Origin of the sequence: Cyanobacterium sp. HL-69 (genome assembly GCA_002813895.1) — a bacterium.
In the GTDB taxonomy this organism is placed as follows: Bacteria; Cyanobacteriota; Cyanobacteriia; order Cyanobacteriales; family Cyanobacteriaceae; genus Cyanobacterium.
This window is the reverse complement of record CP024912.1, coordinates 1,699,283-1,724,691: the sequence shown is the minus strand read 5'-3', so window position 1 is coordinate 1,724,691 and position 25,409 is coordinate 1,699,283. Positions and strand designations below refer to the sequence as shown.

The 25,409-nt window shown below is 35.5% G+C and carries 21 protein-coding genes and 1 other RNA gene; 7 read left to right on the top strand and 15 right to left on the bottom strand.

The features are described 5' to 3' along the window. Positions 1–51: 51 nt before the first annotated feature. A complete protein-coding gene (locus AA637_RS07890) occupies positions 52–834 on the top strand; it encodes a DUF6816 family protein (RefSeq protein ID WP_446682291.1) in 783 nt (260 codons plus the stop codon). 145 nt (positions 835–979) lie between these two features. Here the strand turns inward: AA637_RS07890 and AA637_RS07885 are convergent, their stop codons facing one another. Further along, a complete protein-coding gene (locus AA637_RS07885) occupies positions 980–1,735 on the bottom strand; it encodes an LmeA family phospholipid-binding protein (protein WP_446682290.1) in 756 nt (251 codons plus the stop codon). A gap of 263 nt (positions 1,736–1,998) precedes the next feature. Between AA637_RS07885 and AA637_RS07880 the strand changes: the two genes are divergently transcribed. The 3 genes from AA637_RS07880 (at position 1,999) to AA637_RS07870 (ending at position 4,162) form a co-directional block, all read left to right on the top strand. Further along, a complete protein-coding gene (locus AA637_RS07880; protein ID WP_446684555.1) occupies positions 1,999–2,460 on the top strand; it encodes a DUF192 domain-containing protein in 462 nt (153 codons plus the stop codon). 688 nt (positions 2,461–3,148) lie between these two features. After that, positions 3,149–3,340 (top strand): DUF2949 domain-containing protein, encoded by a 192-nt coding sequence (locus AA637_RS07875; RefSeq protein ID WP_069789904.1) that lies wholly within the window; start codon positions 3,149–3,151, stop codon positions 3,338–3,340. 78 nt (positions 3,341–3,418) lie between these two features. Continuing rightward, positions 3,419–4,162, top strand: a complete 744-nt coding sequence (locus tag AA637_RS07870; protein WP_446682289.1) for a DUF561 domain-containing protein — start codon at positions 3,419–3,421, stop codon at positions 4,160–4,162. A 66-nt stretch (positions 4,163–4,228) separates the two neighbouring features. On the opposite strand, the gene AA637_RS07865 is transcribed toward AA637_RS07870, so the two are convergent. The 4 genes from AA637_RS07865 to AA637_RS07850 form a co-directional block, all read right to left on the bottom strand. Further along, the gene (locus AA637_RS07865) at positions 4,229–4,771 is read right to left on the bottom strand and encodes a DUF4330 domain-containing protein (RefSeq protein WP_446682288.1); all 543 of its coding nucleotides are present in this window, start codon (positions 4,769–4,771) and stop codon (positions 4,229–4,231) included. 204 nt (positions 4,772–4,975) lie between these two features. Next, positions 4,976–6,496, bottom strand: a complete 1,521-nt coding sequence (locus AA637_RS07860; RefSeq protein ID WP_446682287.1) for a WD40 repeat domain-containing protein — start codon at positions 6,494–6,496, stop codon at positions 4,976–4,978. 10 nt (positions 6,497–6,506) lie between these two features. Next, positions 6,507–7,907, bottom strand: coding sequence for a magnesium transporter (gene mgtE / locus AA637_RS07855; protein ID WP_069789908.1), 1,401 nt, complete (start codon positions 7,905–7,907; stop codon positions 6,507–6,509). 191 nt (positions 7,908–8,098) lie between these two features. Next, positions 8,099–9,496 carry an aromatic ring-hydroxylating dioxygenase subunit alpha gene (locus AA637_RS07850; RefSeq protein WP_446682286.1) on the bottom strand — a complete coding sequence of 466 codons (1,398 nt, stop codon included), beginning with the start codon at positions 9,494–9,496 and terminating at the stop codon, positions 8,099–8,101. A gap of 163 nt (positions 9,497–9,659) precedes the next feature. On the opposite strand from AA637_RS07850, the gene ffs reads away from it, so the two are divergent. Next, positions 9,660–9,757: signal recognition particle sRNA small type (ffs, locus tag AA637_RS07845), an RNA gene on the top strand. A 314-nt stretch (positions 9,758–10,071) separates the two neighbouring features. Next, positions 10,072–10,983: a glycosyltransferase family 2 protein gene (locus tag AA637_RS07840; protein WP_446682285.1), complete on the top strand. Its 912-nt coding sequence runs from the start codon at positions 10,072–10,074 to the stop codon at positions 10,981–10,983. A 402-nt stretch (positions 10,984–11,385) separates the two neighbouring features. Here the strand turns inward: AA637_RS07840 and AA637_RS07835 are convergent, their stop codons facing one another. The 9 genes from AA637_RS07835 to AA637_RS07795 all read right to left on the bottom strand — a co-directional run bounded on the left by AA637_RS07835 (position 11,386) and on the right by AA637_RS07795 (position 20,376). Further along, the gene (locus AA637_RS07835) at positions 11,386–11,940 is read right to left on the bottom strand and encodes a glycosyltransferase (RefSeq protein ID WP_446684554.1); all 555 of its coding nucleotides are present in this window, start codon (positions 11,938–11,940) and stop codon (positions 11,386–11,388) included. Positions 11,941–12,040: 100 nt separating this feature from the next. Next, on the bottom strand, positions 12,041–12,943 hold the full coding sequence (locus tag AA637_RS07830) for a glycosyltransferase family 2 protein (RefSeq protein ID WP_446682284.1): 903 nt from the start codon (positions 12,941–12,943) through the stop codon (positions 12,041–12,043). A 98-nt stretch (positions 12,944–13,041) separates the two neighbouring features. After that, positions 13,042–14,055, bottom strand: a complete 1,014-nt coding sequence (locus tag AA637_RS07825) for a sulfotransferase family protein (protein ID WP_446682283.1) — start codon at positions 14,053–14,055, stop codon at positions 13,042–13,044. 43 nt (positions 14,056–14,098) lie between these two features. Beyond that, on the bottom strand, positions 14,099–15,013 hold the full coding sequence (locus AA637_RS07820) for a glycosyltransferase family 2 protein (RefSeq protein WP_446682282.1): 915 nt from the start codon (positions 15,011–15,013) through the stop codon (positions 14,099–14,101). 18 nt (positions 15,014–15,031) lie between these two features. Next, entirely contained in the window at positions 15,032–15,721 is a 690-nt protein-coding gene (locus tag AA637_RS07815; RefSeq protein WP_446682281.1) for a hypothetical protein, read from the bottom strand. Positions 15,722–15,737: 16 nt separating this feature from the next. Continuing rightward, entirely contained in the window at positions 15,738–16,916 is a 1,179-nt protein-coding gene (locus tag AA637_RS07810; protein ID WP_446682280.1) for a polysaccharide pyruvyl transferase family protein, read from the bottom strand. Positions 16,917–16,985: 69 nt separating this feature from the next. Then, the gene (locus AA637_RS07805) at positions 16,986–17,798 is read right to left on the bottom strand and encodes a Stf0 family sulfotransferase (RefSeq protein WP_446682279.1); all 813 of its coding nucleotides are present in this window, start codon (positions 17,796–17,798) and stop codon (positions 16,986–16,988) included. A 15-nt stretch (positions 17,799–17,813) separates the two neighbouring features. Further along, positions 17,814–19,238 carry an alkaline phosphatase family protein gene (locus AA637_RS07800; RefSeq protein WP_446682278.1) on the bottom strand — a complete coding sequence of 475 codons (1,425 nt, stop codon included), beginning with the start codon at positions 19,236–19,238 and terminating at the stop codon, positions 17,814–17,816. 121 nt (positions 19,239–19,359) lie between these two features. Next, a complete protein-coding gene (locus AA637_RS07795; protein ID WP_446682277.1) occupies positions 19,360–20,376 on the bottom strand; it encodes an Npun_R2821/Npun_R2822 family protein in 1,017 nt (338 codons plus the stop codon). Between the two features lie 264 nt (positions 20,377–20,640). Here AA637_RS07795 and recG point away from each other — a divergent pair, with 264 nt between their 5' ends. Further along, the gene (gene recG / locus AA637_RS07790) at positions 20,641–23,139 is read left to right on the top strand and encodes an ATP-dependent DNA helicase RecG (RefSeq protein ID WP_446682276.1); all 2,499 of its coding nucleotides are present in this window, start codon (positions 20,641–20,643) and stop codon (positions 23,137–23,139) included. Positions 23,140–23,163: 24 nt separating this feature from the next. On the opposite strand, the gene AA637_RS07785 is transcribed toward recG, so the two are convergent. Then, complete coding sequence (locus AA637_RS07785; protein ID WP_446682275.1) at positions 23,164–25,398, bottom strand: transglycosylase domain-containing protein; 2,235 nt, start codon at positions 25,396–25,398, stop codon at positions 23,164–23,166. Between the last annotated feature and the right edge of the window lie 11 nt (positions 25,399–25,409).

Genomic DNA, 25,409 nt, shown 5'->3' with positions numbered 1-25,409 from the left:
TTTATAATCTATAGTTTATAGCTCACATTATCATACCTAAAAAAAGAAATAATGCTCCCATTTGTCAAAATAATTTCTATATTAATTTCTTTAACTTTAGTTTTTTTCCTAATTTATATTAATCCAGTTCTTGCCGAAAACTTAGAACAAAGAATCAATAGTTATCCTAATTGGAATAATCAAATATCTTTACCATCTCCAGAAAAAGAATTAATTTATCCCCGTTGGTTTGAAGGAAATTGGCAAGTTAGTAATATTTTAAAAGAGCAAATAGCACCCCTTGCTCCTAAATTTGAAACCCCTGGTTTTTCACAAAATGCTCAATATATTGACCAAAATATAAATTTTAATGTAAAGTTTATCCCTACTATTATTAATAGTAATTCAAACAAGTTTTTGCCCACAACAATTAATAATAATCAAGTAATCATAGCAGATCGTGGTTTTAATGCAAGGGCGATCGCACAGGCTTATTTAGGAGAGGAAAATGTTAAAAATGTCATCATTAATCAACAAAACTCCACTGAACAAATTACCAAATTTAGTGAAGAAAATGAACTAATTTCCACCGTCATAGGCAGACAACAACAAACTATTAATAAAAAACAGTTTATCACCAGTGAAATTACCAGACAATTTTTTCGTCGCCCTAACAATATTTATATTAATCTAGTGGAAACTACTACCAAATATGAATTAATTGACCCCAATTATATTACAGCAAAGCAATATACTGCTGTCTATTTATCACCCCAAGATCCAGATTATTTTCTAGCATTTAATAAGCCCGTTGCTCTTTATTTTTATGAATTAAGTTTGCTTAAACAACCATAAAATATTGAACCATAGCAAATCCTTATTAGATAACATACCCATTCATTAACCTGATGAAATAGAGAGGATTAGCTTATTAATATATAATTATAAACTGTTCCTCGTTCCCCAAATAATTAGTACCTTATTAAAACAAAATTTAGTATCATCCATTACTACCCATGGGAAAATGGGTAATTCCAGCTAAAGCCGATAAACGCAACATACCCTCAGAAAAATCAAGATTATTCACCTGTAAAGAAATACCATCAATAACAAAATGGTCTAAATTAAAAACATCACAAATCTGAGAAATGAAAGCATCAATGATTATAGAAGATAAACCCTTACCCTCTACATATTCCAAATCATCCAGCAAAACACCATTACCCTGATCACAAATAATAGGTTTAAATAATATACATACCCTCTCCATGGTATTTGTTTCCTTTACCAATACTTTAGCCTCAACCATGATGCGATGGTCAGATAAAATGCGACAATTAACATTCTCAAACTTAATATGTACAGGATGATTATCCACAGAAACATCATATTGAGAAGCGATGCCGTTGAGATAGCCGATATTTAACGCCGTACAAATATCTTTTTCAGAGAGAATAATACAAGCATTACCTTCACTGGGTTTGGTTAACTGTACATTGCCCATCAATGCCTTGAGGGGGTTAACTCCAATCTCATGGAGACTAATATTCATTTGCTCTAAACTCAAGCCCCTTTTCATTATTAACCCTTGTCCATTAATTTCCAAGGATTCGAGAATGCCTTTACGAAGATTTTGACGACTGACTTTCACATTAACACTCAATTCCCTTGCTTGTGTCACCTGAGTTTCAAAAGCCTTTGTCGCTATCTTATTAATTGTTGCTTCCCCGATATGATTAAGGTTAGGTAATGCCATGATTTTATGAGTATTTGCTGAAAATGATTAAGTATTGTAACATTGTTTTAAGTTATTAATTAAAACTATAACAATCTTGATGGTGTTTAAGTTCTAATACCTTCTGATTTTAAAAGTTGATTAAGTATATATGCTTAATTTTATTTTGATGCAATTATTGATTATTCTTTTTTATGCTTAGAAAATCCTTGAATTTTTTTAATAAAAAATATGGGTTGTTAATTTATTCTTTTGGTTATTTTGTTTTGCTATCTTTCCCTTTAATGGGGTGTGAATTAGATAGTTCAAAAGCTGATTCTCCAGAGGTTGCAGTAGAAAAACCCCATATTATTCCTGAATTGCCTATCACGGCTAATACTATCATTAATGGTGAACAAATCGATTTGGAGGTGGCAAAAACATCTTCACAACAAGCTCAAGGTTTGATGTACCGTGATTCTATTGCCCCCCATCGAGGGATGTTATTTCCTTTTGAGTTTCCCCGTCGGGCTAGTTTTTGGATGAAAAATGTTAGTATGCCCCTTGATATGATTTTTCTTTATGGGGGTGAAGTGGTATCGGTGGAGGCAAATGTTCCTCCCTGTGAGAGTGAGCCATGCCCCATTTATGGTCCAGAAGCTATAGTTGATCAGGTTTTGGAGTTGGCTGGGGGGAGAGCAGATGAGTTGAATATTCAACAGGGCGATCGCATTTCTATCCAGTTTTTAGAAAATAATGTAAAATAGACTACACAAAATCAAAAAAATAAACTATAATATAGCTTCAAAAGTTGGATATAAAAAAATATCTGCCAAAGATAATTGATTAAGTCTATTAAATTAGCTAGTCATAAACCCCATTGATTTATCTATTGATTAAGTTAAATGAACTAAAATCAGTGTTTATTTACAATAAACCCTGAAAATCAAAACTATAGTCATCCATTGATAAGTTTTGTGACTAAAATAATCAAACAAAGATAATTGGATTTATCCTAAAGTCTAATTAATTTAGACTATTAATTGTCGTCAGATATTAAGTAACTATAACAGTACCTATCAATATCACAACTTGAAAAGAAATTAACTACTAACAAAATAAAAATACCAAACTTGACTTTTTAAAAATTGGGATTGTTAAATCATAGTTAAAAATCAAGGAATCAATTGTTTAATTTGTTAGGATGTTGTTCATCAATTTAGTTAGTTATCTAACGAGATACTGGAGTGAGGTTTACTATAAAATTTCCTTGTCTATAACCCATTGAAGAGTAAGACAAGCAATATCAATAAAATATTAATAACACCTATAAAAGTTTGCCATTTAGGTTTTATGGGGAAAAGTTTATCTACTTTATTAATGAAAATAATAATAGAAATTATCATTTTTTACGATCATTTTTAACACATTTAAAGAATATAAAAAAAATCAATTATGCCACCAATCATTTACTCTAATTTCATAGAATTTCTTAGCGAAGAAATCAATCTTTCTCCCGAATCCATTGCTGTCGCCCAGCGTTCAGTGGAACAAAATACTGAGTTTATGCCCATGGTATTATGGCAATACGGTTTAGTTACCATTGAACAATTAGATCGTATTTGCGATTGGTTAGAAAAGTTCTAAATTTCCACGAACCTTACCAAAGAACAAATTTCTTTATTCTGATATAATTAATTTCTTAAACACTACCATGGTATATGTATGAGTCTTAAGAATTTAATAAATGCGATCGCCCAGAAAAAAGCCCTTAAAGTAATTAGTGGTTTAAACAACTTTGATTTAGCCAATGTAAAGGCAGTGTGTAAAGCCGCTGAATTAGGGGGAGCGACTTTTGTGGACATTGCTGCTGATGTAGAAATTATCAAAGCGGTAAAAGAATCTATTAATATCCCTGTATGCGTTAGTGCCGTTGAGCCTCAGTTATTTGTCAGCGCCGTAGAAGCAGGGGCAGACTTAATCGAAATCGGAAACTTTGATAGTTTTTATGCTCAGGGAATCAACTTCAGTGCCGAGGATGTTTTAAACCTCACCCGTCAAACCCGAGCTTTATTACCCAATGTTCTTCTTTCCGTTACTGTACCCCATACCCTTCCCCTCCATGAGCAAGTGGAATTAGCTCAAGCATTAGAAGCTGAAGGTGCTGATATAATTCAAACTGAAGGGGGTACAAGTTCTAAACCCAATCATAGTGGTATTTTAGGATTAATCGAAAAAGCCAGTCCTACCCTTGCCGCCGCCCATGCCATCTCTAAAGCGGTAAAAATTCCTGTATTGTGTGCCTCTGGTTTATCTGATGTCACTGTACCCATGGCGATCGCCACTGGTGCTTCTGGAGTGGGGGTAGGCTCTGCGGTAAACAAACTTAATGACGAAGTAGCCATGATGGCTGTGGTACGCAGTCTAGTGGAAGCCCTAGACACCTCTGAGGTAAAAGCTACCATCTAATTAGGTGATAGGTAATGGGTAACTAATTGTCCATTGCCCACCTAAACCGAAATATCATCTTTTCCATTAATCGTCAGCATTAGTAACATCTATTACCGTGCCTCGGAAGTTGTAGCGGGGGTTATCTAATTCTAAGACTGTGCCAATCTTTACTTTTTGGTTAGCAATGACATATCCATCGTTGGTGAGTTGTCCGTTGCCTGTCATGGTTAAAATCATATCAATGCTATTTTTGACGATGGGGCGTGGATCTAGTTGTGCTGTTACGCTACCATCGGGTTGAGTGGCTGCCACATAGTTGGGTAATTCTCGCACTGATTCAATTTTTAATTTCCCCGCAGGTTCATTTCTGACGATAACATTTACTTCGGCATCATCATTCAATTCCGCAAGGGTATCATCGGAGTTGGTAGTGTTTAAACCCCTCACAATAAGGCTGACTTCTACTTTTTCTACTCTATTGCCACCCCCTGTTACTTGAGCCACAGAGCCTGATGGGCTTGGTACAATAAAGATACCCACTATTACTAATAGTATAACTGCGATCGCCCCTAGGTCAAGAATGTTAACCTTCCCAAATAAACGACCTTTACCATCGATGATTTTCATAATATTTTCTTTACACCGTAAAACTTCAAGTATTATATCTTAATGGGTGTTAGGTGGTAGGTACTGGGTATTAGGTTATGAGGGATGAGTAATTAGGCAATGAGTAATAAGTAAATATGGTGCGTTGAATAAACTGAGATAGTGAATATTATTCTTAATTCTTCATTCTCAATTACCCTCACTACTCCACTTTTTACGCAAACCCTAGTTAATTGTTTTAGTTTGTTGCCAAATTTTGATAGTACCATCAACTCCTCCTGCCACCAAAATTTCTCCGTCATCACTGAGGGCAAGGGAAAAAATGCGATTATCTTCGCTAATTTTTAGATGTCCTAATTCCTTACCAGTGGCACAGTACCAAATTTTCAAAAGCCCATCTACTCCCACAGTATATAATAATTGGTCATCGGGATGAAAAGCTAAATCCATCACTTGCCCATGATGCCCTTGGAGTTGGAGGGAGGGGGAAACTTCTTGGAAAAGGCTAAAAATGGAAGGGGGTAGATACCAAATTTTGATGTCTCCATTGGCACAACCTGCCGCCACATATTCCCCTGATGTACTAATGGCGATGGATTCTAAGGATATTAAGTTATCCACCAAAACCGCTAGTTTACGATTACTGTTGATTTCCCACACAGAAATAGTACCATCTCCACCACCGCTTACCATGATACCGATTTTATCATTAAGGGCGATCGCATTTATAGCCCCATTATCATCATAACAACTATCAATTAAATCCCCTTTTATTAAATCCCATTTTTTCAAAGTTTGGTCATAACTACCACTAATTAAACAGTTATTTTCTGGAGCAATTTCTAAGCCATGAATTGAACCTGTATGCTCGGTTAAAGTATGTTCTAACTTAAATTTTAATTCTTTTTTTCCCTTTTTTTCCAAAGACCAAATTTTAACGTCTTGATCTAAACTTCCTGTGGCTATACCATGATTTAAATAGTTAGTTTGGTGGGTCGATACCGCTAATAAACCCTGTTCAGAGCCTTGAATTGCATCTACTTCTAAACCATCTTCCAAAGACCATAATTTTAAATATTGATCCCAAGAAACACTAACTAAATATTTTTTATCAAAGGTGACACTTACATCAGTAACTGATTGACTATGGGCTTCCATAACATGAATACATTTCCAAGCAAGTCGAGGAGGTGAATCATAATTATATTCTGGTAACTTTTGATGAATAATTTCAGGACTAGGTAACTTTATGCCATCGTCATTTTTTGCACTACCACTATAATTTGAAGCATCGATATAGGGTAATTTTTGTTCAATGATAGCTACTCTTTCTAGTAAGTCACTTTTATTTACATAATCAATCATACTTGTCACCGACTGATTAATGGTGGCGATGTCTTTTTGCAAAGAGGCAATTACTTCATTTTCTGATAACCCCATTTTTGAACTAGATAAGGGCGGCTGATTGACGGATATTTTACTACCTAAAATATTAACTCTATTACTAACTTCTGCAATTTGTTCTGAGAATCTTTTTAGTTGAATATTAAGAGCAGCTGCTATTCTTTTTTTGTTTCTGTACTCTAATGATTTACGATTAATTATATTAAGAATTAGAATAACTGCAACGAAAAATATAACTACAAAATTACCCTGCCAAGGATTATTAATAATAAGTAAAATTAATAAAATTAGAGTGCTAATATATTCCCCAATCTCCCACCAAGTAAAATTCTTAAAAATCATTGCCTCTCTCCTAAAATGGTAATAAAATACGGGCGATAGTAAAATAAATCAACACCCCCAAAACATCTACAGCAGTGGTAATAAAGGGTGCAGACATCAAAGCAGGATCTAATCCAAAAGAGCGAAACAAAAAGGGTAATGCCGAACCTGCCACAGAAGCTAAAATTGCGATCGCCACTAAACTAAATCCCACCGTTACACATACCATCAAATTTTGGTTTGTTTGTGGCAAAAAATAAGCCCAAATAGTAGCCAATAAACCTAATATTAAACCTAATATTAAACCAGCAATGGCCTCCCTAAAAATAATTTTTTTCGGGCCATAATCATTCACCTTATCAGTGCTTAACCCCCTAATTACCACCGTAGAAGATTGAGTACCAATGTTTCCCCCCGTGCCAATTAAAAGAGGAATAAATGCTGCCAAAACCGTCACTCTACCCAGTATATCTTCCTGCGCCCCAATGATAGCCCCTGTCACCGTATTGGTTAACAATAACACCAACAACCATACAACTCTTCTTCTCGCCACCACAAACAAATTCGTTTTAAAATAACTATTATCTCCATCTGACTGCACCGCCCCTAGGGCATAAATATCCTCCGTTGCCTCCCTTTCAATAATATCAATCACATCATCCACAGTGACGATACCCACCAAACGCAACTCCTTATCCACCACAGGCACCGCCAAAAAGTCATACCGTTGAATCAGTCTGGCTACCTCCTCTTGATCCATATCCGTATTAACATATACAATGTCTTTAGTTAGCACCTTATCAAGGGTATCATCAGGGGAACTTACTACCAAATCCCGTAGGGAAACAATGCCCAAGAGATGACGAGAAGCATCCGTCACATACATATAATATATCAACTCCGAAGCCCTAGCCTCCGAGCGAATCTTCTCAAGGGTTTGTGCCACAGTAAAATCTTCCTTGAGGGCGATATACTCAGGAGTCATCATCCGCCCAGCGGTATCTTCCCCATAACCCAATAGCAAATTAGTTGTTTGTCTTTCCTCTGGGCTAAGTTGCTCTAAAATTCTACTAACCACCACGGCGGGTAATTCATCAAACAGTTTCGCCCTGTCATCAGGGGACATTTTATCAACAATATCTAAGACTTCTTGACGCTTAAATTCTTGAATTAACGACTCTTGACTGTTGTAGTCTAAATGCTCATAAACATCGATAGATTCTGTTTTATTGAGAAGCCGAAAGGCGATTAGTTTTTGGGTTTCAGGTAAATCCCCAATAGCTTCGGCAATATCAACTGGTTGCACGGGTATTAGTAACGATTTCGCCCCTTCAAGATTATTTTTATCCAACATTAATCTTAGTTGCGAATTGAGTAATTCTCTTAATTCGTGACGAGAATCTTGTTTATTAATGATTATATTATCACTCACCTAGTTCCTCCCTTGGTAGTTGGCGTCAGATTTTTTTTGCTGACATTTAATTTTAGCGAATGTTAGTTATTGTTAAAATTTTTCTTGGGATATAGTTATGATTACAATGGATTATCAAAAATAAAAAATAATTATCTATTGATTTCTTTATTTTTCATTTTCGTATTAACAATTTTTGAGATCTAAAACAATTACTTTTTCACATTTCTTGGAGCTATTGTTTGTCCTAGATAGAATTTTTGCTCAATTTTTCCTAAGTAAAAGTATAATAAAATGCTGATTAAATTAACTGTGACAATAGAATAAATAATTAATGGAGATATACTAGCGACTTTAAGGGTTATCAAAGGAATTAGTGACCAAATAATGGCGCTAAAAACTAATAAAGTTTGACGTATTTTTTTGATATATTTTAAGGCTTGACGACAACTAGAACAATTTTCTGTGTGGGAATGATAACGCTCCAATAACACATCATGGGCAGGAGTTGGGGGTAAAGTTTGATGGGGAAATAACTCCGCATTAAATTTATTTATCCACTGTCTAAATTCTGTTACATATAAATCAGCTTTGGTAGGCAAATAACAGGCTTTTTCGTACTTTTCACTACCTCTTAATTTTTCTAAATATCGCTCTTGGTAATGGAGGAAAATTTGATCATCTTCAAGAATCGCATTTTGATTCAGGTGGGAATACCAACGGGGAGTCAACTTAATAAAAAATTGAGGTATTTTAGAGGAAAATTGGAAGGGAAAACGGGCAAATAAACGACATTTTCCTTTACTAATGGGGGTAGCATAAACCACCGTCATGGTGCGTCCAAATTGTTTGGAGGTTAAGTCATGCCACATTAAATTGGGGGCGACAAAGGTAGTGTATTGGGTGCCTAGTTTCCCTTTTCTTGGCCCTTCTTGCCATACTCCTCTAAATCCTTGCCTATTACTGCTGATAATTTCTAATTCTACTGTAGAAACGTTGGTGCGATCGCCTACAGAACCATGATGAGTGTAGGGTATATGACTAGAATCTAAAACATTCTCCAATAAAGTGAGGGCAGAATAAGGAATATCCCGAAAAGTATTTAACACTAACCACTTATCCTTATCTTCCTCCAAAGGATCTACTATGGGTATAGGAGTTTTATCCGCATTATTAGCATTACCAGCATACACAAACAATAAATCCTGCTCAATCTTACAAGGATAAGACCTCACACAGGCACGAGAAGAGGTATGCGCCCGTTGATTTTCCTGTTGTTGGGGTATCACCTCACAATCTCCTCCCCCAGAAAAAGCCCAACCATGATAGGGGCATTCCAACAAACCCTCTTCATTAATTCTTCCCTCTGTTAAAGGCGCTAAACGATGGGGGCATTTGTCCGCAAACACTCGCCATTGAGTAGTTTTTTCCTCCCACCAAATCACAATATCCTCTTCTAAAAGAGTAAAAGAATTGGGTATATTTTTATCCAAATCCTCCACAAAAAAAACAGGATACCAAACCTCTTGATAATTAAAATTATTTTCGTCTTCACCCCCCACGGGTAAAACAACAGGGGCTTTTGCTTTTTCAAGGGTAGATTTTATCATATTTTGCAGAAATTATTGATTTAAGTAACTATTACAAAATGTTAACAAAATTTTTTGCTTATCTAAAGTTTTATAACAAGCCTTGACTTTTTAAACTAAGCGTGTTTAGCGTTATCAAAAAAAACCTTGAAATTTATCTCCAGAATGGGTTATAGTAATAAATGACTCGGACTTATGCAGTTTCGACGCTCAAACCTTGTCAGGACCGGAAGGTAGCAGCAATACGGGATGCTTGAAATGGGCGTAAGATTCGGGTCTTTAATGGTCCCACTATTTCTCTACATAAGGATAGATGCGATCGCTCTCAATATTAGTCATTAAAGTTTATAATACTCAACATTTTTTCACAATTTGAGCGACAAATCTTTTTTGCTACTCTCTGAAAGAAGTTAGGGTGAGCAAGGAAAACCGATAATAACTTTAATATTGTATTTATCTAAGTCCTATAAATATATGATAGGATTCGGTAAATCAATCATTTGATCGAGTATGTGTAGATAACACTATTATCTTTCTCTATAAATACATAGTCTATTCCATCAATTGATAAACAATAGAACCAAAGCAATATTAAGATGTTAACCGCCAAATTAGCAGTATTACCCGCACCACCTGAAAATAACCAGGGTTGGCCTTGGACGGAAGAAACTCCTCCAGTAGAGAATAAGATGCCGGATGGTCGTGACTGGCCAAAAATTACTATTGTGACTCCTTCTTATAATCAAGGGGAATACTTAGAGGAAACCATCCGCTCAGTGTTACTTCAAGGTTATCCCAATCTTGAATATATTATCATTGATGGTGGTAGTACCGATAACTCTGTGGAAATTATCAAAAAATATTCCCCATGGTTGGCTTATTGGGTAAGTGAAAAAGATGGAGGTCAAAGTAATGGCATTAACAAAGGTTTTCAAAAAGCAACTGGTGATATAATTGCTTGGCTTAATTCTGATGATTATTATTTTCAGGGAGTATTAAGCAGAGTTGCTCAAGAAATTAATCCTCAGAAAAAACGCTTTGTGGTTACTGGGAAGGTGTTTTTAAGTAATATAAATACTTTTCATGGCTTATCCCCCGTATTTTCCCGTTATAATCTCTTATTCCATCAGCAATCAGGTATGAAAGGATTACCAACGGTTATGCCTCCACAACAAGGAACATTCTGGCATAAAGAAGTTTTTACAAAAACAGGTTTGCTAGATGAAGAACTCAATTTGTCTATGGACTATGATTATTGGTTAAGGGTTATGTTGTATGGTCATTATAAATTTCACTTTATTCCCCAAGAATTTGCCTATTTTCGTTTACATTCTGATTGCAAATCTGGTCAGGGTTGGGGTAGTTTTGCCAAGGAAAATATGGCAGTTTTTAATAAACATTGGCAAAATTTACCTTCATGGGAAAAGGTATACGCCAAATTTTATTGGTTAAGTAGTTCTTATTTATTTATGTTTGCTCTGAAATGTAAAAATTTATTATCAAAATAATATCAACTTTTATGAGATCAATAATGAGAAAAAATATAAACCGTATAAAACAAATAATTCGTCAGTTGCTATTGAGAATTATTAGACAGTTTCCCGTTAGCTCCGAAGTATTGGGACCACCGAAAGGATATTATATTAAGTAACCTAAACTGACAGTTTCAATGTCAAGGGTTTTACTAAAATTACCAGCACCAGACCCCATTATTAAAAGTACGAGTTTCTGTGAGACTCTGTGCAGCAAACATTAATACTTTTTTGCCTTGGGGTATTCCTAAAATTTGACGGCATTTTTCTTTATCAAGGCGTTGCTGAATCAAGGTATGAGAATAAAAATCTAGCAATTATAAATAACAGCCATTGAATAATTTAGTGACTCGTACTCAATACCAATCATACTCAAAATCAGCAATGCCGATAAGTTTTTGTATTGATACCATTGGGAATACATTGAACATTAAAGCGATTCAACATACTTTTTTTAGCTTCTTCAGCTAACCAATTGCTAGGGGTGACAATGGTTAGGTTAGAATTTTCATAAACCCAATTTTTTAATTTCCATTCCCATTTGGTATTGTCTCGTTTAATTTTTGGGTAGGTATCAGGATAGGGACATTTTCCGCAACCTGTTTGCCATTTATTGCAGTCGTAACTATAAGCACAATGTCCAGTAAAACTCCACATATCATGGAGGGTATAAACGGCAGGTTTATTTTTGGTGAAGGCAGAAACAGCTAGATAGTTAAAGTAACCTGTATGTAGGTTATGAAAATTAAGGACATCTGCTTCTTTATAAAAGGGATGTTTGAGAATATTGTAGGTACTGAGTAGATGTATATAATTTAACCCTAACCTACTGGTAATTCGATATAGTTGAGTGTCAATTTTTCCTTGACGGGGAACTTTTTGAACTAATTTATCTTCTTTTTGGACGTTGCCGACCAATAATTTCGAGTCAATGTTTGCCTCTAATAGTCCTTGATGTAAACTATAAGATGCGGTCCTAGTACCACCAAGAATAAATATCAGACTGATTGATTTGTAAAATGTTCATAAAAAACTACATAAATTTATATTCTTGAACTTGCCAATAACCACTGGATAAATTTTCATCTTTTCTAATAACTTTTTTCCCTACATAACCATAATTATCTTTAATAATTTTATTTAGCTTAGGTATTCGATATAGTTTTTTTTCTTGTAAAAAGGTAAGAAATTTATTTGGTCGCCAATGGAATAATTCTTGATATTCTATTAATGATTTTTTTGCTTCACTCATATATTTAGTCATTTGAGAAGTTTTTTGATTGGCTTGTTTTCTAAATCCACCTAACGGCGAAATTGTCCCATATAATTCAGCTTGAGAAAAAAACCTTGACCACAATTCAAAATCACTAGCTAGATCAAGATCTGTAGAAATATAACCTCCTGCTTTTTCCCATAAACTTCTTCTCCAAAACGTTGACTCTTGTTGTATCCATCCTAAAAAATAATTGTGAATAGGAAGATAACAACCATCAAGAAAAGCACTTTTTGAATAACCACTGATGCGTTGAAAACCTCTGGAAAATCCTTGATAATCCCATGTTCCTGGTAGAAAGGTCGTTAACCATTCCACTTCTGGTAATTCTGACATGATACTCCCCACTGTTTTTAATGTCCAAGGAAAATACATATCATCACTATTCAGCCAAGCCATAATTTCACCGTTAGCATGGGTAAATCCTTTGTTAATAGCATCATATTGTCCCTTGTCCGGTTCGCTACACCAGAAATGAAGATATTTTTCATATTTTTTAATTATCTCTACACTGTCATCTGTTGAACCACCATCTATGATAATGTATTCTAGGTTCGGATATTTCTGCGATAGTATACTTTCGATAGTCGCTTCTAAGAAGTTCCCTTGATTAAAAGAAGGGGTAACAATAGATATTGTAGGAAGTTGTTGTCTGTTCATCATAAATTTTGTTGTAATAATTGATTTGCGGTTTAATTTTCTTGATAGTTCTTTTTGAGCAATTTTTATTAATGTTAATAAAAATATTTATCATCACTCTTTTAAAAATTTAAAATACCTTTTTTCTCTAGTTTATTAATTAGCTTTATTTTATAGAATCTATATTTATTACTTGTATAAGTTTTCGGTTTATTTACTATATATTCTAAAGGCAAGGTAGTCCACGATAAAAAACGATAATCAGAATGATAGGTTTGTAGGGATTGCCATAACTCTTGATATGAATAACCCATTTTGGTTAGTATCTCCTCACCAAGAAAATCTAAGTAGTCATTCAATGATTTTAAAATTTGAGGAGAGTTAATGTTATTTTGCCAAGTAACAATATTTTTAGCATTCGGTTGAGAAGTTTTATAAGGATCTTTTTTATCCCCAAAAATCCATTGAGCAGAATTAGTTTTGTCATTTACCAACATCTTTTGATGAAAAGGGATGTTTAACTTATCACAAATTGATCTAGTCTGAATATCGGGATTCTCTAAAAACTTTTCATAATGAACAACTAGACATCTATCTTGTAACAAATTTATACCTTGCAACAGTAATTCAGGAGCTTTAAAAAGATCATCTTTATGATTCTCAAGATAAAACCAACGATCTGGATGAGGAACAATCCAAGTGCTAATAATTGAACTTAAAACAGCAAGAGGATTTCTTAATAAGATAATAAACTTTGCTTCGGGAAAAATTTTAGCTAGTTCAGGAATAATATGATAGTATCTCGGAGTTTTGTCAAGAAAATATTTTTTATCTGTTTGATCTAAAGCTTTTTGATACAGTTTTCCATAAACTTCAGAAATAGTTTCTAAATAAACTTGTTTTTGATCAGGGAATAAGTTTAAGAAACTATCCAAGGCAGTTTTTGCCAGTTTGGCATCATATTCTGCCTCATATCCACTATCTCTTAAGGCATAAACAGGATGAAGTAATAGCCATGGTTCAGAAACTGTGTATATTTCGGGATGAGAACCCAAAATTTTTTGCAGCATCGTTGAACCAGCACGTGGCTGAGAAATCAGGAAAATTAAGTTTTTTTCGTCAAAATTTGATGACATTTTCTTCTAAAATCTTGTTATTGTATTCTTTTGCAATTTAATATTAGTCCATAATTGACTTTATTTTTTGTTTTATTAAATTCAGAAAAAACTTTAAATTACCAGTAATAGCAACATATTTAAAAGTCAAAAATAATTTCTCTAAAGATGGGGAACAAGAAATTTCCCTCTCAAGAATTGCTATTTCTAATGTTCTTAATACTTTAATTTTCTCAAATAATTTTAAATCATTCAATAGACGTGAATTTTTTGTCATAACGTATCTCATCTCTTGAAGAAGACGCTGGCGCTTTTCTGTTTTGGAAATGCCTTTTGGATCATCAACATAAGCTGCACCAACATAGTCAGAATAGCCAATCTTAGCGATTTTACTCAGTCTAATTCTGGAATCCCAATCTTCATAGGCAATTAAATTTTCATCATAATAATTAATTTTTTCAAGAAGTTCTTTTCTAATCAACTCGTTACGGTAAAGAGTCCAAAAAGGAAAATTCCGAGAGAAAACATCTATAAAAATATCTCCTTGGGGTACAAAAATATCCTCTCTTTTCCAATATTTGGAAGTTGAGCAGTTTTGATTCACAAAAGCAAAGTTAGAAAAGACAACACCGAAAGATGGTTCTAACTTAAAAACTTTTATTTCTCGTTCTATCTTCTCAGGATAGTAGAAGTCATCTCCATCCAAATAAGTAATAAAATCCCCGTCACAGGCTCGAAAGCCCATATTTTTATTTTTAGGAATACCTTGATTTTTGGGAGATAGTATAGGTTTAATTTGATCAGGAAACCTTTGATAATATTGATTAATTAAATCCTGTGAAGCGTCAGTAGAACCATCATCTGCAATAACTATCTGAAGATTTTTGTAAGTTTGAGATAACACACTATCTATGGCTCTAGGTAAAATATCTTTTTGATTATAACTGGTTATCATTACTGAAACTAGAGGATTATTCATAACATAAACTTTGTGTAATCATTTATTATGAGGAAATGAATAGTTAAAATAGTCTAACTCAAAAGCATATACTTGTTTAATAATTGCCTTGGCTTCATATGAATAAAGTTCCTGCAAACTTAATTTTTTTTGTTTCTCTTCTTTTTTTAAAAACTGTATTCTTTTAGGTTCAAAAGGAATTGAAAGTTTATGACAAATTCTTTCTATATCTCTATTCAATTCCTCTTGATAGATCACATCATCCAAACAAAATTTATCATTAATTAAATATTTATCTCTGTCTATAACGGGCTTAATTTTTTTCAAATACTCTAAAAATTTAAGTTTTTCCGTAGGATATAAAAGTCTTTTTAAAAGCCCTTTTTTGCCAGTAAGTAACTCTTTTCTTCCTCGAAAATAATAATAAGAAGCAGCTTTAGAAAAAGGATTTCTAACTACACAAAACTTAAAATAAGAATTCCAAATATCTTCTCCCAAAAGATTTTTTATTTTCTGCGCTGGCATATGGTTATAATAAACACAATCATCAGGTATTTGATTTCCTCTATAACCAATTATTCCTGTTTCAGAAGTATATTCGTCTCGGCTGTGAGCAAAAGACCATTCACCTTCTTTCATACAATAAGGCTCAAAATAAGATTCAACTGATGTTCCTGCAGTTTTGACAGTTTTGGTGTAAATGAATTTATAACGATGACTGACTAACATGAATTAATTTTGTTGGTTATCTTAGTAAAATTTTATTGATCGTTTTAATAAAACTTTCTTGAGAGTCTGCGATGAATGATTGATTGCTTTGCAAATTTATTGATTCGGTTGCTAAATCTAATATCTGAGCTGGAGATAATTGATTATATTGAACGGGATTTAAACAATATTTTGTAAGCTTAGCACTCCAACAAACGTCATAAGTTTTACTCGAAAAACGGAGTAATGGTCTTAAAGGTTTAGTTAAGATTCTATCTCTACGTCTTTTGATACCCCATTCATACTGATCCAGTGCCACAAATGGTACTTGATTCGTTAAAGCACAAACAATGGGATGAAAACGAACTCCGACATAAGCTGCCGCATTCTGAATCCAAGCATACCACTCTAAAGGTGATAGGGGAAATCCAATAATTTTATCAAAATTTCCCTGTACTTCATATTCAGGTAGAGGTAGACTATACACTTCAAGTCCTTTGTTATGAGCGGTTTCAATAAAATCTTTAATCCACTGCTTCGACACGGTATCTTTATAGATGCTTAATAGAATATATTCCTTTCTTTTTGCAACTGCTTCTTGAGAATATTGTTCGGGGATAGCAAAAACTTCATTTAACATTATTACAGGGTCTGGACAAAGTTTCAGGGAATATTGATTGTAACTAATGAGAGAAAGTAACGTTTTTGTCCACCTATCTCTAATAGTTATATAGTTCATTTTCTTGAGAGCTTCTCTAATACCACTTCTTACCTCTTTGGGAAAAGTTAAATAATTGGTACCCATACTACTAGCTGCTAAAACTCCCTTTCGTTTTACCCCAACTTGTTCTGTCCAAGTTAACCAAAAAGGATTCGGAAATCTCGTATCTTCTCGAACATTTTTTTGCCATAGTCTTAATACAGCATCACTTCCTGAAATAATTACATCAAATTTGGCTTCAGTGGCAAATTTAATAAGAGCTTCTTGATTTTCGCAAACGGGTGATTCTGGCAAATATAAATCGCAAAATTGTTGATGTGCTTCAGCTTGTATTGATGCAACGGTTTTTCGATATTTTTCTACTAATTCAGGGGGGCGATAATTAAGCACACATACTTGATGACCAAGTTTCTCTAAATATTTGATAGTTGCCAAGATTTGCAAATTGGCACCGAAATTATATAAAAAGTGATATGTAATAATTCCAATTTTCACGGTAAAATTTTGTTTATTTTTTGATACAAAGTCTTTATTTTAAATTTTAATAATTTTTCTTACGCTTGTTTATCTTCTTATTAATTTTTTAGCTATGCTTCCAAATTTTTTGTTTATTAAATCACCCAACTTAAGGAAAATTTCAGGAATATAATTATAGTATTTAAACCATTGATCATTAATTTCGTTAGATAATCGCTTAAGTGGGATTTTAATTTGATCTTCAGATGGTAAAGGTTCAATCTCTAGAAATTTAATTACATTAATAATTGTTTGTGGTATTGATTGAGAGAAATCTTCATAGACAACTTTATAATAATTTATGTCTTCTAATTCAAAAAAATTTTGCCATTTTTGATTTGTAATATTAATATTTTTTTTATGATTAAATATATTTAAAGGTTTAAAAATCAACAACTGATTATTAGACAGTTGTTGACTAAGTGATGTTTCTATTTGTTTAGAATTTGTATCCGAGAATTTGGTAAAAACTCCTGTTTGTTGAGCAAGTTCCAAAGATATTGCTTGTTTTAATAAATTATTCCTTTCAATGTATATGTAATAGGGGTTGGGAAATAGTAGAGAGATTATTTCTACGTCTTTTTTTCCATTTAAAGATAAATGTGTCCGTGCCATACTCGTCAAGGTTTGCAATTGTCCCCACTGGAGCTTAATTCCACAAACGCCATTAGAAGTTGTTCCTTGGTTTCTAATTTCATCAAGATAATCTTTGAAGATTTGAGAATCACTCTTTGCTAATTGAGGAATTCTCCTCCAATGAAAAAATTCAATAGGATTACCGACGTAGCCCAACTCAGCTAAACTTCGAGCTAATAAAGTACTTCCACTTCTTCCTACGAAACAAATAATATAAGTTTTCAAAATCATTTTTACTCTCTATGAATTAAATATGCGTTCTGTCAATTTATAAATTAAAGTTAAATCTCTAATATCTTCTTCCTGTATCAGGGTCGCAGTCTTTCGATCGCAACAAAAAAGTGGATGTTCTCCTTTTTGGCCTGAGTGCATTCCCCCTTTGACATTATCTAAGTTTGGTAATGGAGCATAATCTTCATTTGGTCTTATGAAGGGTCCTTCATCAGGAGCGGGAAAAATTGTCGTAGGACAGTGAATTTTAATATCAGGTAAATAGTGGTTATATTTAGCATCAGGATACAATTTACGATAAGGTTTAGCCTCCATATAGTATTCTTTGGCTTCTGGCGTTTTATTAAAGTCACCACAAATTTGAGCTACCATTTGGTCAATTTCATCTTCCTTCACAGGACCATTGAAGCGACGAGAATCATTAATAAAAATTCTGGGATCATACCAACCAGTAAAGGCTTTCGTTTTCTCCCATTGTGTTCTGTAAACTGGTTGAAAAGACTTTTTGCGTCTGAAGGAGTTAATTAGAGAATTTAACGTCCCTTTGATTACTAATTTTTCTTGTTGATAGCCATAATTTTGTAAAAAAGCATTAAAGTTAGCTTTATATTTATAAGGTACGGCTCCATGATCTGACGTGATAATAAAGTGTTCAGGACTCAGTTCTTCAATTAACCGTTTAAGTAGCTGATCCAAGAGGTTGTAGTGCTTCTCAAAATTTTCGAACCAGATAGCGTGTTTATTTGCTTCTTCATCTGTAAGTTCACCACGTCGATAAGCAAAATAAGACTGGAGTTCACTCATAGCTAGATACTGTATATCAGTTGTAGCTCTTGTGGCAATAAAGCCAAAGTCGGGTTGCTGTTTCTTGCACAGACGAATAAATGCTTCTACTCGTTTTTCTTGCATCTCATTGACCTTATCAAATAATAGTTGAATATCTTTGATTCCGGCAGTTCCAACCCGAATATCAATGACATAACCTAATTCTTCTAATTCTTTGGCTAATGAATTGGGATAACATAAATCTTCTGGTATTCCTTCTACCTTGTTAACGCCTCCCCCTGCACCAGATACAAAGAAACCTTCTACTGGTTGTGCGGGAAATGTGGTGGGGACATTCATCATGCCAACTTTTTTATTCTGTTTAGCTGGTATTGCCCAAATTGGAAGAACTTCAGGATTATTTAGCAAATCTTTTAAACTAAAGCGTAAGATCAAATCATGAGTTTTATCTAATTTGGGTTTCATATAGAAAGCCCCTGTCTCACGGGCATATTTCCCTGACAGTATTTCTGCCCAACCTCTACTTAATAAGTCTTCTGTCAATTTCAGGGTATAACAATCTTTAAATAATTGATGTAGATGAGGCATGGAAACTTGAGAAAAAATGTCTTGATCTCCTCCATCTATCCCGATAATTAATTGTTTCATGTTGAGAATACCTATTCTAAAGTAAATAATTGTTTATGTTTGTAGAGTTATTGTTTAAGATTTAAATTTTTAGAAAATTAATTAATACCCATTATATTAACTTTTTTGTATAGTTATTTATTCAAGCAAATTTTTTCTTTATTAAATTTACTTTGTTTGCTACTTTTTGCCATAGGCTACGTTTCTTTAACTCCTTTGGTTTTTGTTCAGGATTTTTCAAAAAACGATAGTATAAAAATTCTTCTTGATAACGAATATTCGTATCATATCCCTGCGTTAAACGAGCAAAGTCTGCGGAAGAATAATTCATATAATGAATACGATGGATAGGTTTTAACCCCTGCTCGTTGTACAACACATTATCCACATTGACAAAAGGATCAGCATCAGCACAGTTACCCGTGCGATCTTGGGCATCTTCACTTAATGTAAAATTGTATAAAGGGCGATCGCACCTTAGAGTTAAATAATTGAACAAAAAAGCATCATCCCACCAACGGGGAATCCAAGTAATTTCTTTATCATTAATTAATCGATATTTGAGTTTCGATAATTCCTCCTCATTGAAAATTCCTTTTTTCGAGCCGAATAAACTAGAACAATGTAATTTAGGTCTAATTTGATCCTCGTTAAAAATACCAGTTTTTTCAATTAAGGGTATATTTAAAGCCGATGTTTCTATAGGTTTACGATGTTCCCAATCATCAAAGACAAAGTCATAATTATTTAACTTGTCAAACATCTTATTCAACGGTTTCATCGCCAAGCTGTCAGCATCATAAAAAACAAACTTATCAAACGCCCCATCAAAGGCAGCGAAACGGTGATGATGTCCTTTTCCCCAAAACTGCTTAGTGTGATTTGCTTTTGGATGTTTTGACCATATTTCGGTGGCAAAATTTTCCCAGCGCCTTATGGATTCTTGGTTATCAAATAGATTGACATTATCTCTTGATTGTATTTCCTGTTTTACCTTCTCAAGATTGTTATCAAAAGGAATAACACATATTGGAATATCGGGACTAACATTTTTTTCGATACTATTCAATAAGGCAACAAGTTGATCAAAGACCACATCGTTAGCTAAAGTATAGATTCCTAATTTTTCCATGGGAATTTCGGCAATATCAATAAACATATAGTAGCCGATCTTCAAAAAAACGAAACAGCCATTTTTCCTTACAATTTTTTTGTTTGATCAAAAATAAGTTCATGCAGTGTGGCAGATTACGTAGTATTTCAGCTTAAAAGAATACTGTTTTAGTAAGGGCGATCGCACTAATAATTAAATATTGAACACCAACTCTAATAAATTACTATTTAAATGCTTGATGATTTTTCTAACGCAACAATCAGTTATCCTAGAAAACGTAAAGTTTCGGGTTGAGACTAGGGAATCGTAATGAGTGGAGAGGGCAGAAAATCCCCTGACTGGGAGAGAATTGAAAAGGCGTTGTCGGTAGAAAAAGAATATGGCTATCAAAACTTACAGGGGAATCAATATCGTTTCCATGAATTTCTCTGTCTTAGTTTTGGGGGCATTCCCCCTGTGTTAAATTTAATGATTGCTTTTAAGTGGCAAAAGGTAGCCAAGGAGTTTACGGAATATCCTCAGTTAACTTTACAAGAAAAAAAAGATTTGATTGCTTATGTGGAAGGATTTATTGATGAAGTAAAGGAAAAACAAAAGGAAGAAGCTAAAAGGAAAGGGGCTATTAAAGAGGATAATATAATACCTTTTCCCTCTAAGGTGGAAACTGTTGCTGTTACTTCCAAGGTGAAAGAAACTGTTGAGAAGATTACTTTAGATAGTCCTGTTATTAACTTGAAATGTGTTAATAATCGGCAAAATAAGTTGTTAGAAAAACTTGGTATTTATAGAGTTAGGGATGTTTTATTTTATTATCCTCGGGAACATATTGATTATGGTAATAAGATTGCCATTAAGGATTTGGAGGCAGGGGAAACAGTTACCGTGATTGGTACGGTGAAAAAATGTTCTTGTTTTAGTAGTCCTAAAAATAAAAAATTAACTATTCTGAGTCTTGTTATTCGGGATAAGACAGGAGACTTAAAAATCAGTCGTTTTTTTGCGGGAAATTATTTTAGTAGTAGGGGATGGCAGGAGAAGATGAAACGCTCTTATGCCATGGGGGCATTGATTGCGGCTTCTGGATTGGTGAAGCAAAACAAGTATGGCATTACCCTTGATAATCCTGAGTTTGAGGTTTTGGACTCTGGGGGAGGCAGTATCAATTCTCTGAAAATTGGTCGGTTATTACCTGTATATCCTCTCACGGAAGGAGTGGCAGCGGATTTGATTCGTAAGGCGGTGGTGGAGTGTTTACCAACTCTTTCGGAAATTGATGATCCTCTACCTGTTAATCTTAAAAGACGGTATAGCTTAGTTAATCTGCAAAAGGCGATCGCCCATATCCATTATCCAGACAACCAAAAACAACTGACAGAAGCCAGAAGAAGACTAATCTTTGATGAATTTTTCTACCTGCAACTAGGCTTTTTAGAAAGGAGAAAACAAGATAGGCAAAACCGCCAAGCCTCCCCCTTCATCCCCCAAGGAAAACTCATTGAAGAATTTAACCAATTACTCCCCTTCCAGCTAACCGATGCCCAACAAAGGGTAATCAACGAAATCGAAACCGACTTAGAATCATCCTCCCCCATGAATCGCCTAGTGCAAGGAGATGTGGGCTCAGGAAAAACCATCGTCGCCGTATTTGCCATCCTTGCCGCCCTCCAATCGGGGTATCAAGCCGCCCTCATGGCGCCCACGGAAGTATTAGCAGAACAACATTACCGCAAGATAGTACAGTGGTTTAACCTACTCCATTTGCCCGTAGAATTGCTCACAGGATCAACCAAAACCGCCAAACGGAGGGAAATCCATTCCCAACTGCAAAGCGGAGAATTGCCCCTTTTAATCGGCACTCATGCCCTAATTCAAGATCCTGTCAAATTCCGTAATCTCGGTTTAGTGGTAATCGACGAACAGCATCGCTTCGGGGTACAACAACGCGCCCGTCTGTTAGCCAAAGGCAAAGCCCCCCATGTCCTTACCATGACAGCCACCCCCATTCCCCGTACCCTCGCCCTCACCCTCCACGGTGACTTAGACGTAAGTCAAATTGATGAGCTACCCCCCGGGCGTCAACCCATTCAAACCTCAGTCTTAGCAGGAAAACAGCGCACCCAGGCCTATGAGTTAATCAAAAGGGAAGTAGCCCAAGGGAGACAGGCTTATGTTATCTTTCCCATGATTGAAGAATCAGAAAAACTCGATGTCAAAGCAGCGGTAGTCGAACATCAAAAATTTAGCGAGAAAATCTTCACTAACTTCAATGTGGGCTTACTCCATGGGCGAATGTCCTCCGAGGAAAAGGAAGCTGCCCTCACCGCTTTTCGGGATAACGAAACTCAGATAATTGTCTCCACCACCGTCATCGAGGTAGGGGTTGACGTACCCAATGCCACCGTTATGCTCATCGAAAATGCCGAACGTTTTGGGTTATCCCAACTTCACCAGTTACGGGGTAGGGTAGGCCGTGGCAGTCACAAATCCCATTGTTTACTCATCAGCGGTAGTAAATCCCCCGATGGGTTACAACGGTTAAAAGTGTTGGAACAGTCTCAGGATGGCTTTTTTATCTCGGAGATGGATTTAAGGTTGAGGGGGCCGGGGGAGGTTTTAGGCTCTCGTCAATCGGGTTTACCAGACTTTGCCCTTGCTAGTTTAGTAGAAGATCAAGAGGTGTTAGTATTGGCAAGGGATGCGGCGGAAAAGATTCTGTTACAAGATAAGTATATGGAGGACGATTCTAGTTTAAAAAATGAATTAGCAAGGCGTTATAAAAAATTAATTGGCAGTGAAATGTTAACTTAGGTGACGAGAAAATAAACACTTTGCTCAAAGTAACTTTTTCATATAGCTACCCCACAAAGAAGCTGCTTGTCCACTGCTTCCCCTAGTAGAAGAGTTATTATCATTACCTAGCCATATTCCTGTGGTTAAATCATCTTGGGGACTATAACCGATAAACCATAAATCAATACCCCCAGAATTCGTGCCTGTTTTACCGCCTTCCCCTCTACCAAGACTGGCACTTCTGCCTGTGCCAGAAGTCACTACTCTTTGTAACATTTGATGGACGGTTTGGGCGACTTGGGGGGTTATGGCTTGTTTGGTTTCATAGCCCCCTTGATTAAAACGATATACTTCCCTACAGGTGTTATATTCATCTACGTTTTCGCAGTCTCTGCCGTCTCGAATGACTTTGATGGCGTGGGGACGATTCCATATTCCTTGATTGGGGATGGTGGCGTAAGCCCCTGTCATTTCTAAAACGTTGACTTCACTTTGCCCTAGGGCTAAACCGGGTACGGGATTTAGGGGGGAATTGATGCCCATTTTTTTGGCAGTGGCTACCACTTTATTTAAGCCCACATCTTGGGCTATGCGTAATGCCACGGCATTTTCTGAGAGTGCCATGCCCTGAAACATATCGATGGGGCCAGAAAAGTTATTGCAGGGGCGAAATTGTACCCCTTGCCATTGTAAAGCAGCGCAGGAATAGGTTTTATTAGGGGATATACCCGCTTCGAGGGCGGCGGTGTAGGGGAATAGTTTAAAGGTGGAGGCGGCTTGTCGCTGGGCTTGGGTTGCCCGATTAAATTGGCTTTCTTGAAAATCTTTTCCCCCCACTAGGGCAACAATTTCCCCTGTGCTGCTGTTGATAGTTGCGATCGCACCTTGGTCAAAACCAAAACGAGATCCATTAGTATTAATATAATCCTTAAGGGAGTTTTCTGCCTCCCTTTGATACTTCAAACTTAACCCCGTTTCAATGATAAAATCCCCCTCCTGCAACAAATCCGCCCCCAATAACATCCGCACCTCATCAAACACATAACTATAAAAATAGGGGGCAATGGTATTTGATAAAGTCTCCCTCGCTTCAGGGGTTATCTCAATACGAGATCTTCTCGCTCCATTCGCTTCATCCTCTGTTATCATACCCAAAGAGAGCATACGACTGATGACACGATTACGCAATCCTAAAGCCGTATCATAATCCTGCACTGGGTTATAAGCATTGGGGGCAGGTAAAATCGCCACCAACGCCGCCGCCTCCTCAATGGAAACATCCCGCGCCGACTTGCCAAAATAAAATCTGGCAGCATCCTCAAAACCATAAAGATTTATGCCCAAATAAACTCGATTGAGATAACCCTTCATAATCTGATCTTTACTATATACCGCCTCTAGCTTAGTCGCCACCACCATTTCTCGCACCTTTCGTGCGATGGTATTTTCTCGTCCCACTTCAGGGTATAAGCTACGGGCTAACTGCTGAGTAATGGTACTAGCCCCCTGTCTAGCCCCACTATCTCCCCTATTAATCAAGATAGCTCGTAAAATCCCCAAAGGATCAACCCCAAAATGCCAATAGTAACGAGAATCCTCCGAAGCAATTAACGCCTGTGGCAAATAGGAAGAAAAATCATTCAATTTTTCTAACTCTCGATGGGGGGAAGAAATGCGGGGGGCAAGGGGTGTCACGCCATCTTCTCCATAAACCACCGTGGCACCAGTATTACCTTGGGGCATCGGATAAACAGTATATCTTGACCATGCTATGGCGACAATGGCACACAGAAGAATCAAAAAACCTGCAAGGGTAAATAATCCATAGCGAAGAATTAACGATAATTTAGAGGGAGGTTTATCAAAATATAATTCTATGACATCTTCTAATTCTGGAGGACCAAGGGTTATCACATCATTATGACGTAGGGTAACAGATTGATAACGTCTTTTGCCTAGGTAAATTCCATTGGTAGATTGTAAGTCTTTTACTTTAAATCTGTTGGTTGTTTTGTCCTTTTCAACGGCACAGTGAATTTGACTGATGATAGGATTACGAAGAATAATGTCACAACTATTTTTATTTCTACCAATGATGTAACGTTCCCCTAAAAGGGGATATTCATGGGTTTTTCCATTACTTCCATTTTTAAGTTTTATTTTTGGTACGATCGCACCTTGTTTGAGAATTGGTAAACTAAACTGAGCTTGGATAGTTTGTAAAACTCCCGTTACCATTCTATCTATTGTCGCTGGGGATGGTGGTTTTTTACCCATTTTCGCAAAGT

Coding starts and splice junctions, on each gene's coding strand:
- AA637_RS07875 (WP_069789904.1), top strand. CDS start 3,149: ATGCCACCAATCATTTACTCTAATTTCATAGAATTTCTTAGCGAAGAA.
- AA637_RS07785 (WP_446682275.1), bottom strand. CDS start 25,398: ATGGGTAAAAAACCACCATCCCCAGCGACAATAGATAGAATGGTAACG.
- AA637_RS07865 (WP_446682288.1), bottom strand. CDS start 4,771: ATGAAAATCATCGATGGTAAAGGTCGTTTATTTGGGAAGGTTAACATT.
- recG (WP_446682276.1), top strand. CDS start 20,641: ATGAGTGGAGAGGGCAGAAAATCCCCTGACTGGGAGAGAATTGAAAAG.
- AA637_RS07795 (WP_446682277.1), bottom strand. CDS start 20,376: ATGTTTATTGATATTGCCGAAATTCCCATGGAAAAATTAGGAATCTAT.
- AA637_RS07860 (WP_446682287.1), bottom strand. CDS start 6,496: ATGATTTTTAAGAATTTTACTTGGTGGGAGATTGGGGAATATATTAGC.
- AA637_RS07825 (WP_446682283.1), bottom strand. CDS start 14,055: ATGTCATCAAATTTTGACGAAAAAAACTTAATTTTCCTGATTTCTCAG.
- AA637_RS07850 (WP_446682286.1), bottom strand. CDS start 9,496: ATGATAAAATCTACCCTTGAAAAAGCAAAAGCCCCTGTTGTTTTACCC.
- AA637_RS07800 (WP_446682278.1), bottom strand. CDS start 19,238: ATGAAACAATTAATTATCGGGATAGATGGAGGAGATCAAGACATTTTT.
- AA637_RS07840 (WP_446682285.1), top strand. CDS start 10,072: ATGTTAACCGCCAAATTAGCAGTATTACCCGCACCACCTGAAAATAAC.
- AA637_RS07890 (WP_446682291.1), top strand. CDS start 52: ATGCTCCCATTTGTCAAAATAATTTCTATATTAATTTCTTTAACTTTA.
- AA637_RS07885 (WP_446682290.1), bottom strand. CDS start 1,735: ATGGCATTACCTAACCTTAATCATATCGGGGAAGCAACAATTAATAAG.
- AA637_RS07815 (WP_446682281.1), bottom strand. CDS start 15,721: ATGTTAGTCAGTCATCGTTATAAATTCATTTACACCAAAACTGTCAAA.
- AA637_RS07830 (WP_446682284.1), bottom strand. CDS start 12,943: ATGATGAACAGACAACAACTTCCTACAATATCTATTGTTACCCCTTCT.
- AA637_RS07820 (WP_446682282.1), bottom strand. CDS start 15,013: ATGAATAATCCTCTAGTTTCAGTAATGATAACCAGTTATAATCAAAAA.
- AA637_RS07880 (WP_446684555.1), top strand. CDS start 1,999: ATGGGGTGTGAATTAGATAGTTCAAAAGCTGATTCTCCAGAGGTTGCA.
- AA637_RS07870 (WP_446682289.1), top strand. CDS start 3,419: ATGAGTCTTAAGAATTTAATAAATGCGATCGCCCAGAAAAAAGCCCTT.